The organism is Stenotrophomonas sp. Steno-C17, assembly GCF_056393165.1.
The window spans coordinates 44,793-55,317 of the sequence record NZ_JBWJPD010000026.1 but is presented as its reverse complement, the minus strand read 5'-3'; the positions used below and the strand labels follow the sequence as shown (position 1 = coordinate 55,317).

Here is a 10,525-nt window from a genome sequence, read left to right as displayed (position 1 = left end):
CTTCGCAAGCAAAGCGCCCTCACCCATGGGGGCTCGTAGGCGCCATCCATGGCGCCTGCGGTCCCGCCCACCCACACCGCCCCACCTCTGACAGATTCCCGCGATCGGGGGGATCCACGCCATGCGTGGATGGATCTCTGTCGTAATCGAAAATTTCGAATTGAATTCGAAACGCATCCACGCATGGCGTGGATCTACTGTCAGACATCGCAGCAACGGGATCCGACCCCGTGCCGTTCCGGCAGATCGCAGGAAACTGTCGAAGGCGGGGTGGGTCCGGTTGCGGGGGTGTCCGCGGCATGGATGCCGCGGCCAAGCTTACATGGACGTACTTGCAGCGTCCCCCGCAACCGGACCCACCCCGCCACCCCACGGAATGCACGCTTTTGCCGTTGCCGTTGCCGTTGCTCGTAGCAGGTGCAGGGCTGCAAGCCCTGCAGAAGAAAACCCCTCAGCCGTCGCCCTGGATGCCGCCGGGGGCCTGGGACGGGTCGCGCCAGCGCCGCACCGTGCGCTGGAAGAACAGGTTGTTCGGCAGCTGCAGCACCGTGCCCTGATGGCCATCGCCGGTTTCCTGCAGCGTGGTGTAGATCAGGTTCACGTCGATCACCCGGCCCTTCAGGCCCGGCTTCTCACCGTTCTCCAGCACTTCGATGTAATCGTGCAGGCGGAACGGGCGGGTGGTGAAGATCAGCAGCGTGCAGAAGATGTTGGACAGCACGCTCCAGGCGGCGAAGAAGGCCACCGCACCCACTGCCGCAAAGCCGGTGAAGGCGGTCCACAGCACCGATGGCGACGCGCCCAGCAGGCTGAGGATGTACAGCAGCGCGCTGAAGTACACCACGAAGCTGCTGATCCGCCGTGCGCCCATCGCCATTTCCTGCGGCAGGGTGTAATGGTCGGAAAAGCGCCGGATCAGGCGCCGCGCCAGCACCCGCAGCAACCAGGCCGCCAGCAGCGTGACCAGAATCTGCAGGCCGATCCCGATGTCGTGCAGCCACGGGTGGGTCCAGGCCGGCAGGTGATCCTTCAGTGACAACATCATGGGGCGACAACAAGGCAGCGGAAAACAGCCCCCGATGTTACCCGGGGTGCGGCGCTGTTTCGACTGTCGGTGCCCAGTGCAGGCAGACCAGGGCCTGCCGGTGGCGCTGCAGGCAGGCGCTCTGCGGTTCGGTGTGCCACTGCAGGCTCAGGCCCAGCCCCTGCACGGCGATGCAGGTGGCGATGGCCAGCAGGGCAGCACAATGCGGGGCGGACATGCGGTCTCCGGGCCAGGGGCCGTGCGGGGGATGCCTGCATGGATGCAGCGGACGCAGAAAAGGTTGCAGGCGGACCACGCGGGCGACCTCTAAACCTTTTGCCGGGGCGCTGCATCCAAGCGCTATGCTCGACACCACCATGCCGCCCCCTGCCGCCACGGATGCGCCCGATGAGCCCGCGTTGATACGGGCCGCAGCGGCGGGCGATACCTCGGCCTACGAACGCTTGTACCGCTGTCATGCACCGCGCCTGTTCGCGGTGCTGTGGCGGTTGTGCGGCGGCCAGCAGGCGCGCGCCGAGGATGCATTGCAGGAGGCGTTCCTGCAGGCCTGGAAGGCCTTGCCCGGCTTCCGCTTTGAAAGCAGCCTGGCGACCTGGCTGCACCGCCTTGGGGTGAACGCGGCGCTGATGGAGCTGCGCACACGCGCCGGCGGGCACGACCACGACAGCCTGGATGACATGGAGGGTGGTCTGCCGGAACTGGCCGTGCATGACCGTTGCGCCGGCACCGAGCGCGATCTGGAACGTGCACTGGCGATGCTGCCGCCGCGCGCCCGTGCCGTGCTGGTGCTGCATGACATCGAAGGCTGGAAACACCATGAAATCGCCGAGCAACTGCAGATGGCCGTCGGCAGTTCCAAGGCACAGTTGCATCGCGCGCGCGGTCTGTTGCGTGCGCGGCTGGGAGACATGACATGACCACACCCGATCCCGATCACGACCTGCTGGCGCGGCTGCGCGCGCTGCCACAGCAACGCACGCCGCCGGCGGAAGGCTGGGCGCAGTTGTCGGCACAGCTGCCACCGCGCGCACCGGTGCCGCAAGCCACCACCCCGCCCCCAGTGGTGGTGCTGCGGCGCCGCCCGCTGCGCCGCGCGTGGTGGCCACTGGGCGCGGCGCTGGCCGCGGGCCTGGCGGTGATTGCGGTGGCGCCGTGGCGGCCAGACAGCGGGCCGGCGCCGGGCAGCCTGCAGGTGCAGGCGAACGCGATGACCGCGCAGTACCAGCAGGCGGTGGCATCGCTGCCGGCAGAACGTGCGCCGGAATGGCAGCCGGCGCTGCAGGAACTGGACCGCAGCGTGGTGCAGATCCGCGCCGCGATGGCGCAGGACCCGCGCGCTGCACATCTACTGGCCCAACTGCGGCGCACCTACGCGCTGCGGCTGGAACTGACCCGGCAGGCGGCACAGGCCGCCGCCGGACTGACAACCTGAGGAGATTCCCGATGCGAGCCTTGCTTCCCTTGTCTGCTGCGCTGCTGCTGTTGCCCTCGTTGGCGCTGGCCGACACCCGCGTGGACGAACGCCACGCCCTGGCCAGCGGTGGACGTATTGAACTGAGCAACGTCGCCGGCAAGGTCACGGTGCGTGGCTGGGACCGCAACGATGTGCAGCTGACCGGCAGCCTCAGCGACGGCCTGCAGCTGCGTCAGGAAAAAAGCGCCAACCGCGTGCGCTGGGAAGTGGAATACCCGCGCCGCAGCAACAGCGGCGGGGCAACGCTGGTGCTCAATGTCCCGCGTTCGTCCGAACTGCTGCTCAGCACCGTCAGTGCCGACCAGGACATCAGTGGTATCGACGTGCGCCGGCTGCAGGCCGATACGGTCAGCGGCAATCTGAGCGCAGCAGGGCGCAGCGCCGACAGCAAGCTCAACACCGTCAGCGGCAACGTGACCGCACGGCTGCAGACACCGCGCCTGGACGTGAACACGGTCAGTGGGCAGATCCAGGCCGGTGGCGGCGTCTCCGGTGATATCGGAGCACAGACGGTGTCGGGCAGGGTCGGGGTGGACGCCGGTCGCATCCAGCGCCTGGCGGTGGAAACGGTGTCCGGCGGCATCGATCTGTCGGCGTCTGCGCTGGCGCCGGGCGGCCGGATCAGCGTGGAATCGGTCAGTGCCTCGGTCAGCCTGCGGCTGCCGCGTGCGGTGTCGGCACAACTGTCCGTCAACAGTTTCAGCGGCTCGATCAACAGCGATGCAGGCAGTGTCGAGCGCCCACGATATGGCCCGGGCAGTCATCTGGACACCCGGCTGGGCAGTGGTGATGGGGATATCCGTGTGCAGTCGCACTCGGGCAGCGTGCAGGTCCGTCTGGACCGCTGAGCCGGCCCGGCAGGCCGCGGCGGCAGCGCCGCCGCGGTCAGGGTGGGTCAGCTGGCTTTCTTCAGCGCCCAGGTCGTGCCAAGTACTTCGATCTTGCCACCACTCTTGCGGAACGCGGCCAGATCGGACGCGATCGAATCGCTGCTGACCACGGTGCTGGCGGTCGCGCCCTTGCGTTCGCTGCGGATGCTGTTGCTGGCCTTCGCGGGGGTCTTTGCCTTGCGGGGCATGGTTGCTCCTGTCAGGTGGAAGGGGAGGAAAGCGACCAGGCATCGGCCTGGCGCAGGTAGTCCTGCCGCTCGCGGCGGCAGTCATCGCCGCCCATCGCAAACTGGCGGCAGATCGCCGGGCGCTGCGAATAGATCGTGCAGCGCAGGTGATAGGGATCGATCGCCGCGCACCAGCCTTCTTCGTTGCGCGCCATCACGGCACGGCCGTGTCTGTCGCGCGCGGTATACTGGCGGGGCACGTCGTCGCCCGCCTGCAGCAGCACGGGCAACCGGCAACAGACCGCATCACAACGGCGGCAGTCGATGGGTGCTGGTGCTTCTTCAGGTTGTGCGGCCACAGGGGCCAGGCGGGTGCCCAAAGCGGGTCTCGATGGCGGCTCGGGTAGTACGCGGACCATGAACGAGCCAGAAGGCATGGCCGCAAGGCCCGCTGCGCGGGCCGGGCCCTACCCGGAGACACACACCGGCGCAGCCGGCGGAGGGTAGAGCCCTATCAAGCCTACCGAGGGTAGCAAACTACGCGTAACGAATTGTTAATCCTGGCTGGCTGCCGCCAGGGCCAGGCCCTGCACCACGCCCAGCGAGGGCTCCCCGTGCACCATGCGGGCGCCGGGGAAGGCCTCGGCCGCGGCCTGGCGCAGGTAGCCGGCGCGGGACATGCCGCCGGTCAGGAACACCGCGTCCGGATCGCCGCCGATATCACTGCGAACCTGCGCCAGCAGGGTCTGGATCTGTTCCAGGTAGCCGCGCGCGGCCGCGGTCAGGCCCTCGGCGGTGCTGTCGGCGTGCAGGTCGCGGGCGATGTAATCCAGCGTACTGCGGTGCTGCGGGCTGCTGCTCAGGGCGATCTTGGCGCGTTCCACGTCGCGGTACAGGCGCGCGGTGTTGCCGGTGTCCTGCAGCGCCTGCAGGCGGTCGCCCCACGGGGCGTCCACATGGTCGTACTTGTGCAGGCGGAACTCGCGCTGGCGGGTCATGTCCTGCACCGTGGCCGCTTCCACGTAGTGGTGGGCGGGCACGCGGGTGATGCCGCGGCCGAACAGCGGCATGTAGCTGGACAGGCTCAATGCCAGGTCGATATCGGTGCCGCCGCGGGCGATACCCCAGGCGCGGTGGATGCGCGGTGCCGCGTCGCCACCGACCTCGGCATGGGCGATATCGGTGGTGCCGCCGCCGATATCGACGATCACCGCCTGGTGCCGCTCACGGCTTTCGGCGTGGTAGTGCATGGCGGCGGCCGCGGGCTCTTCCAGGAAGTCGATCTGGTCGAAACCGGCCTGGCTGGCGGCCTCGCGCAGGATATCCAGGGCCTGGGCGTTGCCGGCATCACCGATGGAGCTGCGGAACTGCACCGGGCGCCCCAGCAGGGCGGCGCGCAGCGGCTGGCCCAGCTGTGCGCTGGCGGTCAGGCGGATGTGTTCCAGGATGTGCGCGGCAATACCGGTGATGGTCTGGCGGGCACGCGGGTGCAGGTTGTAGCCCAGCATCGACTTCGGGCTCTGCACCAGGTTGCCCTCGTGTTCTTCGAAGTAGGCTTCCAGCGCTTCGTCGCCGTACACCGCGTTCTGCAGCAGGTCGCTGGCGCTGCGTTCCTGCCCGGCGCGGGCTTCCATCCACTCGCGGCGCAGGGCACGCAGGGCCTCGCGGCGCAGGGCCTGGGGCGGGCGTTCCTGGCCGGCGGCGCGGGCCGCACGCGCGGCGCTGTCGATCATCTGCTGCAGCTGGTGCTCCTGCCCGGCGTCGAGCTGGAAGTCGTCCGGATCGGGCACCACGCCGGGGAAGTAGACGCTGGTGCGGAACTGCTCGGCATCGCCGAAGCGGATCGGCAGCAGGTGGCCATCGCGCACGATCGCGGCGGCGGAGTTGCTGGTACCAAAGTCGATGCCGAGGCGCATGGGGGGGATCCGGGGGGCAGGCGGGGGCCGCGCACTCTGCTGCAGATCGGGGCGTCCTGCAAGTTTCAGTCGGCTTCGGTTGGGATTGGGCGCCTGCCTGCTGTGCTCGGGCGGCGCGGGGAGGGGCGGCCGGGACACGCGGTAAATACGTCCATGTAGCTCGTAGGCGCCTTGCACGCGTGCGCTGTCCTGCGCACACGGCAAGACCGGGGTTGGGCGTCCTGCCCAACCCGCCCGAGGCATGCCTCGGGCCCATGGCGCCTACGGTCCCGTCCGCCCCTCCCCACGCCGCCATGACAGTTCCCTGCGCCGCGGCAGCAAAAGGCAGAGTCCGCCCATCCGCCCCAGCGAGATCAATCAAAGCGCCCCACACCGGAAAAATGAGCAGAACCAGCAGCCGGTTACAATGGCGGCTGTTGATTCATTTTGAGGTACTTGCCGATGTCGTCCGCCCCCGCTTGCCCGCAGTGCACCCTGGAAAACACCTATGCCGATGGCGCGCTGTGGATCTGCGCCGACTGCGGTTTCGAGTGGACCGCCGAGGAGGCGACCGGCGCCACGCTGGTCGTGCGTGACAGCAACGGCAACACGCTGCAGACCGGTGACACCGTCACTGTCATCAAGGATCTGAAGGTGAAGGGGTCTTCGATCCCGCTGAAGCAGGGCACGGTGATCCGCAACATCCGCCTGGTGGAAGACGATGCCGAGCACATCGAAGGCAACTCGGACAAGATCAAGGGCCTGGTGCTGAAGACCTGTTTCCTGAAAAAGGCCTGATCGGGTTCAGCGCCGCAGCTGCTGCTGCGCGCGCCAACGGGCCAGGCTGTCCAGCTTGGCCTGGTAGTGGGCCTGCTGTGGGGGGCCACCCAGCGCCTGCGCCCGCAGCAGTTCGCGGTCGGCGCGCTGCACCTGCCCGCTGAGGAAATAGGCGCGGGCCAGACCGAAATGGAACTGGTGCGCGTTGTCGTACAGGCGCACGGCGCGGCGGTAGTAGTAGATCGCCCGCCGCAGGTCGCCGTTGCGCTCGGCCTGCGCGCCCAGCATGTACTGCACGAATGGATCTTCGCGCTGCGCCGACCGCAGCTGCCGTTCCAGGCCGCTGGCCTGCGCGGTCAGCCCCAGTTGCCGGTACAGCGCCGCCGTGTTGCTCAGGGCTGAATCATGGCCCGGCTCCAGTTGCAGGGCGATTTCCAGCGCACGCCGCGCCGCGGCCAGGTCGCCGTCGCGGCTGCGCAGCACGCCGATGTTGTTCCAAGCCGCGGCGAACGACGGGTCCTGGGCCAGGGCGGCATCGAAGAAGGCCTGCGCGCCTGTCCGGTCATGCGCGGCCAGGCGCTCGGCGCCGCGGTTGTTGTAGAAGTGCGCCAGTGCCCGTTCGGTGGTGATCGGGTGCGGACCGCGGCGGTCGTACAGCACGTTGCGGTCCAGGTCGACCGTGCCGTTGCGGCCGTCCACCAGCACGCTGGCGTTGACATGGCCCACGCTGTAGACAACGCCCTGGTCCTGGTCCTGGTACCACGACACCACCCGGTCCACTTCCTGCACGCGCGCCTTGATGCCGGCTTCGCGCGCCAGGGTGACGAACATCAGGGTGAAGGCCAGGCAGTTGGCGCGCCGTTGCTGCCAGATCTCGGAGACGGTGTAGGTCGCGTTGGCGTCGTACTGCAGGTCCATGCCCTGCGAGCTGAAGATCATCGCCACCAGTGACTGCAGGCGCTGTTCGCGCGAGTTCCAGCGGCTGGTCACCTGACTGCGCAGCATCTGCCGCAACGGTGGCGGGATCGCCAGCACCTGCTGCGGCGACGGCACGGCGGTCGGCTGGTCGGCCACCTGCTGCACGGATGACGCGGGCGAGGGAACGGTGGGCTGCTGTGCCGGCGCCGCGCCGACCCACAGCGCGGACAGCAGCACGCAGAAGGCAGGAAAGCGGCACATGGTGGATCCCTGCGCGGCGGCGGCGGGTGCCGTCTGCCGGCAGTGTAGACCTGCGGCAGCAGCGCGGCGCACACCGTCCGTCGGCATGCGCGTTGATCCACAGGGGATGTGGACCAGCGCCTCACAAAGCTGTGGACAACTGCGTGCAGCGCTTGCCCGGCAAGCGTTGTGAGTGTGTGGTGAAAAACTGTCCAGCTTGCTCTGTCCAGGCGCTGGCGGGATCATCGTGGCATGGACTTCGCCCCGATTGCCCTGACGCCCGCGCATTGGCAGGCGCTGGAAGCGGCCTACGCCACGCCGCCCCGTGCCTACCACCACTTCGGCCACGTGCGCGCGGTGCTGCAGCACTGCCAGCAGGTGGCCGCCGGACCAGGCTGGCAGCAGCCGGTCGAGGTCTATCTGGCGGCGCTGTACCACGACGCGGTGTACCAGGCCGGGCGCAAGGACAACGAGGCACGCTCGGCGCAGTTGGCCCTGCAGGCCATTGCCGAAGTGCCCGCTCTTGCGCAGGTCGATGCCGCGCGGGTCGAGCAGCTGATCCTGCTGACCGCGCGCCATGGTGCGCTGGGTCCCGATGAGGTGGACGCCGAAGCAGCGCTGTTCCTGGATTGCGACATGGCCATCCTGGGCGCGCCGGCGGAGGTGTTCGACGCCTACGACCGGGGCGTGGCCGAAGAGTACCGGGGCGTGGTGCCGGGCTTCCTGTACCGCGCCGGTCGCCGCTGCTTCCTGCAGGGGCTGCTGCGCGCACCGCGCATTTTCCTCAGCGACTTCTTCCACCAGCGCCTGGATGCTGCGGCACGGGCCAACCTGCGCCGGCAGCTGGAACGCTGAGCGGGGCCGTTACACTGGCGCGGTGTTTCCTGTCCTGTCTGATCTGCCTGTGACCGATCCCGTGCCCGATCCCGACCCGCGCCCGCTGCCGCCGGAAGAACCCGGCCCCAACGAGTGCTGTGGCAGCGGCTGCCCCTTGTGCGTGCTGGACCTGTATTCGGAAGAACTGCAGCGTTACCGCAAGGCCCTGGCCGAATGGCAGGCGCGGCACCCGCAGGAGGCGCCGTGAGCCGCGCGCGGCCGGCCGCCCTGCTGGCGCTGGTGGCGCTGCTGCTGTTCGTGGCCACGGCCCTGTGGACGCAGTTCGCGCGTACCGACCTGGACTGGGTGCGGGCCACCCTGAGCCTGTACCTGCACGGCCCTTGGGGGCTGGCGCTGCGCACGGCCTACTGCCTGTTGGCGCTGGCCATCGCGGTGCTGGGTGTTGCGCTCTATCGCGGCAGCCGTGGGCCACGGCGCAGTGCTGCCGCGCCGCTGCTGTTCAGCGTGGCCGCGCTGGGCCTGGCCACGGTGGCGATCGGCGACAGCTGGCTGCCGCAGCTGGCGCCGCTGGTCGCGCCGCTGGTACACGGCCTGGCCGCCAACACCGCGTTCCTGTGTGCCAGCGTGGCCATGCTGCTGCAGGCCTGGTACCTGCGCCGCGAGCCGGGCTGGCAGCGCAGTGCGGCGCTGTTGTGGGCGTGGGCATGGCTGGCATTCGTGCTGCTGTGGGTGCACGTGCTGTGGCGTGACGGCCCGCCGCGCGGGCTGGGGCAGAAGCTGGTGATCGTGGTCATTGTCGGCTGGCTGCTGCAGCTGGCCGCGTCGCTGTACCGCCGCACGCGTATCGCCAGCACCGGCTGAACCGCCCACGCCGGTACATGCCGTGCACGCGCTGGCAGCGTATCGTGTGCGCATTCCAACGGGGATGCGACATGACGCGTGCAGGGCTGTGCGGGGCGATGGGACTGGTGTTGGCGCTGCTGGCCGGGTCGGCCGCCGCCGACGTGCAGCAGGTCAGCCACGGGCGTTTCGACCAGGTGCCGGTGCATTCGCCTGCCGGAGCGCCCAAGCGCGTGGTGATCTGGTTCCAGCAGAGCACCGCAGGCGCAGCCGAACGCGCGCCGATCGAAGCCCTGCGTGCCGACGGCGCACTGGTCGCGGCCGTTGACGTGGACCACCTGCGCGGCGTGCTCAAGCGCGAGGGCAACAGCAGCTGCGCATTCGGCGCCGGTGATGTGGAGAACTTTTCGCGCTGGGTGCAGGCCTACCTGCATCTGCCCGACTACCACCTGCCGCTGGTGGGCGGTGATGGTGAAGGCGCCGAGCTGGCCTACAGCCTGGCGGCGCAGGCCGATACGCAGGTGTTCGCCGGCCTGCTGACCAGCGGCTTCTGCCCGGATCACAGCCACGAACGCATGGTCTGCGGCGACGGGGTGAAGCACGGTCGCCTGCAGCCGGCCGAACTGAACCTGCCGTGGTTGAATGCCGCAGGCGGCGAGGGCTGCAAGGCCGGTCATGCCGATGCCTTCGTGCAGCAGGTGGCCATGGCCCGTAGCTTCAAGCGCACCGCCGCCGGCGATGCCACGCCGGGGCTGGTGGCCGCAGCACGGGTGATGGGCGCGCAGGCCGGGGTGAGCTTGGCGCCGCCGCCCGATGCGCTGAAGGGCCTGCCGGTGGTGGAGGTGCCTGCACGCGGCGACGGTGACACCTTGGCGGTGTTTGTTTCCGGCGACGGCGGCTGGGCCGGGCTGGACAAGAACGTGGCCGAGTCGCTGGCCGAGCACGGCGTGTCGGTGGTCGGCCTGGATTCGCTGCGCTACTTCTGGACCGCGCGCACGCCGAAAGGGTTCGCGGTGGACCTGCAGAAGATCATCGAGCACTACCGCCAGCAGTGGCACCGCGACAAGGTGATGCTGATCGGTTTCTCGCAGGGTGCCGACGTGCTGCCGGCCAGCATCAACCAGCTGGACGCCGCAACCCGTGAGCGCGTGCAGCGCATTGCCCTGCTGTCGGTGGGGCGCAAGGCCGACTTCGAATTCCATGTCAGCAACTGGCTGGGCGGTGGCGGCGATGGCCTGCCGATTGCCCCGGAAGTCGCCCGATTGCCGGCGGCGAAGACGCTGTGCGTGTTCGGCGAAAAAGATGCTGATGCGCTGTGCCCGGACCTGCCGGCCAACGACGGCGTGCAGAAAGTGAAGCTGCCGGGCGACCATCATTTCGGCGGCGATTACGATCGCCTGGCCGAGGTGATTTTGAAGGGCGGCGCGTAAGCCCCAGGCGTT

14 protein-coding genes are annotated in these 10,525 nt (G+C 69.0%); 8 read left to right on the top strand and 6 right to left on the bottom strand.

Annotated elements, in window-relative coordinates; genetic code table 11:
* Nucleotides 1–451: 451 nt before the first annotated feature.
* Together AC06FA_RS18475 and AC06FA_RS18470 are read right to left on the bottom strand one after the other, a co-directional pair.
* Nucleotides 452–1,045, bottom strand: coding sequence for a mechanosensitive ion channel domain-containing protein (locus AC06FA_RS18475; protein WP_478069553.1), 594 nt, complete (start codon nucleotides 1,043–1,045; stop codon nucleotides 452–454).
* 37 nt (nucleotides 1,046–1,082) lie between these two features.
* The gene (locus AC06FA_RS18470) at nucleotides 1,083–1,262 is read right to left on the bottom strand and encodes a hypothetical protein (RefSeq protein WP_478069552.1); all 180 of its coding nucleotides are present in this window, start codon (nucleotides 1,260–1,262) and stop codon (nucleotides 1,083–1,085) included.
* Between the two features lie 124 nt (nucleotides 1,263–1,386).
* Between AC06FA_RS18470 and AC06FA_RS18465 the strand changes: the two genes are divergently transcribed.
* From AC06FA_RS18465 to AC06FA_RS18455, 3 genes are read left to right on the top strand one after another with little or no spacing between them, the layout of a single operon-like run.
* A complete protein-coding gene (locus AC06FA_RS18465; protein WP_312709848.1) occupies nucleotides 1,387–1,962 on the top strand; it encodes an RNA polymerase sigma factor in 576 nt (191 codons plus the stop codon).
* On the top strand, nucleotides 1,959–2,477 hold the full coding sequence (locus AC06FA_RS18460) for a hypothetical protein (protein WP_478069551.1): 519 nt from the start codon (nucleotides 1,959–1,961) through the stop codon (nucleotides 2,475–2,477). Before AC06FA_RS18465 ends, AC06FA_RS18460 begins: the two co-directional genes overlap by 4 nt.
* A gap of 11 nt (nucleotides 2,478–2,488) precedes the next feature.
* Nucleotides 2,489–3,367, top strand: a complete 879-nt coding sequence (locus AC06FA_RS18455; protein ID WP_478069550.1) for a DUF4097 family beta strand repeat-containing protein — start codon at nucleotides 2,489–2,491, stop codon at nucleotides 3,365–3,367.
* Nucleotides 3,368–3,414: 47 nt separating this feature from the next.
* Here the strand turns inward: AC06FA_RS18455 and AC06FA_RS18450 are convergent, their stop codons facing one another.
* The 3 genes from AC06FA_RS18450 to AC06FA_RS18440 form a co-directional block, all read right to left on the bottom strand.
* Complete coding sequence (locus AC06FA_RS18450; RefSeq protein ID WP_478069549.1) at nucleotides 3,415–3,597, bottom strand: hypothetical protein; 183 nt, start codon at nucleotides 3,595–3,597, stop codon at nucleotides 3,415–3,417.
* An 11-nt stretch (nucleotides 3,598–3,608) separates the two neighbouring features.
* Complete coding sequence (locus AC06FA_RS18445) at nucleotides 3,609–3,995, bottom strand: YkgJ family cysteine cluster protein (RefSeq protein ID WP_478069554.1); 387 nt, start codon at nucleotides 3,993–3,995, stop codon at nucleotides 3,609–3,611.
* 135 nt (nucleotides 3,996–4,130) lie between these two features.
* Nucleotides 4,131–5,492 carry an Hsp70 family protein gene (locus AC06FA_RS18440; RefSeq protein WP_478069548.1) on the bottom strand — a complete coding sequence of 454 codons (1,362 nt, stop codon included), beginning with the start codon at nucleotides 5,490–5,492 and terminating at the stop codon, nucleotides 4,131–4,133.
* 441 nt (nucleotides 5,493–5,933) lie between these two features.
* Between AC06FA_RS18440 and AC06FA_RS18435 the strand changes: the two genes are divergently transcribed.
* Entirely contained in the window at nucleotides 5,934–6,269 is a 336-nt protein-coding gene (locus AC06FA_RS18435) for a zinc ribbon domain-containing protein YjdM (protein WP_312709856.1), read from the top strand.
* A gap of 6 nt (nucleotides 6,270–6,275) precedes the next feature.
* Here AC06FA_RS18435 and AC06FA_RS18430 read toward each other — a convergent pair whose 3' ends face one another.
* Nucleotides 6,276–7,427 (bottom strand): tetratricopeptide repeat protein, encoded by a 1,152-nt coding sequence (locus tag AC06FA_RS18430; protein WP_478069547.1) that lies wholly within the window; start codon nucleotides 7,425–7,427, stop codon nucleotides 6,276–6,278.
* A 231-nt stretch (nucleotides 7,428–7,658) separates the two neighbouring features.
* On the opposite strand from AC06FA_RS18430, the gene AC06FA_RS18425 reads away from it, so the two are divergent.
* The 4 genes from AC06FA_RS18425 to AC06FA_RS18410 all read left to right on the top strand — a co-directional run bounded on the left by AC06FA_RS18425 (nucleotide 7,659) and on the right by AC06FA_RS18410 (nucleotide 10,513).
* Complete coding sequence (locus tag AC06FA_RS18425) at nucleotides 7,659–8,261, top strand: HD domain-containing protein (RefSeq protein WP_478069546.1); 603 nt, start codon at nucleotides 7,659–7,661, stop codon at nucleotides 8,259–8,261.
* Nucleotides 8,262–8,310: 49 nt separating this feature from the next.
* Complete coding sequence (locus AC06FA_RS18420; protein WP_108756846.1) at nucleotides 8,311–8,490, top strand: oxidoreductase-like domain-containing protein; 180 nt, start codon at nucleotides 8,311–8,313, stop codon at nucleotides 8,488–8,490.
* Nucleotides 8,487–9,104 carry a DUF998 domain-containing protein gene (locus tag AC06FA_RS18415; protein WP_478069545.1) on the top strand — a complete coding sequence of 206 codons (618 nt, stop codon included), beginning with the start codon at nucleotides 8,487–8,489 and terminating at the stop codon, nucleotides 9,102–9,104. The genes AC06FA_RS18420 and AC06FA_RS18415 overlap by 4 nt, the downstream gene beginning before the upstream one ends.
* A 71-nt stretch (nucleotides 9,105–9,175) precedes the next feature.
* Complete coding sequence (locus AC06FA_RS18410) at nucleotides 9,176–10,513, top strand: virulence factor family protein (RefSeq protein WP_478069544.1); 1,338 nt, start codon at nucleotides 9,176–9,178, stop codon at nucleotides 10,511–10,513.
* Nucleotides 10,514–10,525: the final 12 nt, after the last annotated feature.

Coding starts and splice junctions, on each gene's coding strand:
- AC06FA_RS18435 (WP_312709856.1), top strand. CDS start 5,934: ATGTCGTCCGCCCCCGCTTGCCCGCAGTGCACCCTGGAAAACACCTAT.
- AC06FA_RS18465 (WP_312709848.1), top strand. CDS start 1,387: ATGCTCGACACCACCATGCCGCCCCCTGCCGCCACGGATGCGCCCGAT.
- AC06FA_RS18445 (WP_478069554.1), bottom strand. CDS start 3,995: ATGGTCCGCGTACTACCCGAGCCGCCATCGAGACCCGCTTTGGGCACC.
- AC06FA_RS18460 (WP_478069551.1), top strand. CDS start 1,959: ATGACCACACCCGATCCCGATCACGACCTGCTGGCGCGGCTGCGCGCG.
- AC06FA_RS18440 (WP_478069548.1), bottom strand. CDS start 5,492: ATGCGCCTCGGCATCGACTTTGGTACCAGCAACTCCGCCGCCGCGATC.
- AC06FA_RS18430 (WP_478069547.1), bottom strand. CDS start 7,427: ATGTGCCGCTTTCCTGCCTTCTGCGTGCTGCTGTCCGCGCTGTGGGTC.
- AC06FA_RS18455 (WP_478069550.1), top strand. CDS start 2,489: ATGCGAGCCTTGCTTCCCTTGTCTGCTGCGCTGCTGCTGTTGCCCTCG.
- AC06FA_RS18410 (WP_478069544.1), top strand. CDS start 9,176: ATGACGCGTGCAGGGCTGTGCGGGGCGATGGGACTGGTGTTGGCGCTG.
- AC06FA_RS18470 (WP_478069552.1), bottom strand. CDS start 1,262: ATGTCCGCCCCGCATTGTGCTGCCCTGCTGGCCATCGCCACCTGCATC.
- AC06FA_RS18450 (WP_478069549.1), bottom strand. CDS start 3,597: ATGCCCCGCAAGGCAAAGACCCCCGCGAAGGCCAGCAACAGCATCCGC.
- AC06FA_RS18475 (WP_478069553.1), bottom strand. CDS start 1,045: ATGATGTTGTCACTGAAGGATCACCTGCCGGCCTGGACCCACCCGTGG.
- AC06FA_RS18425 (WP_478069546.1), top strand. CDS start 7,659: ATGGACTTCGCCCCGATTGCCCTGACGCCCGCGCATTGGCAGGCGCTG.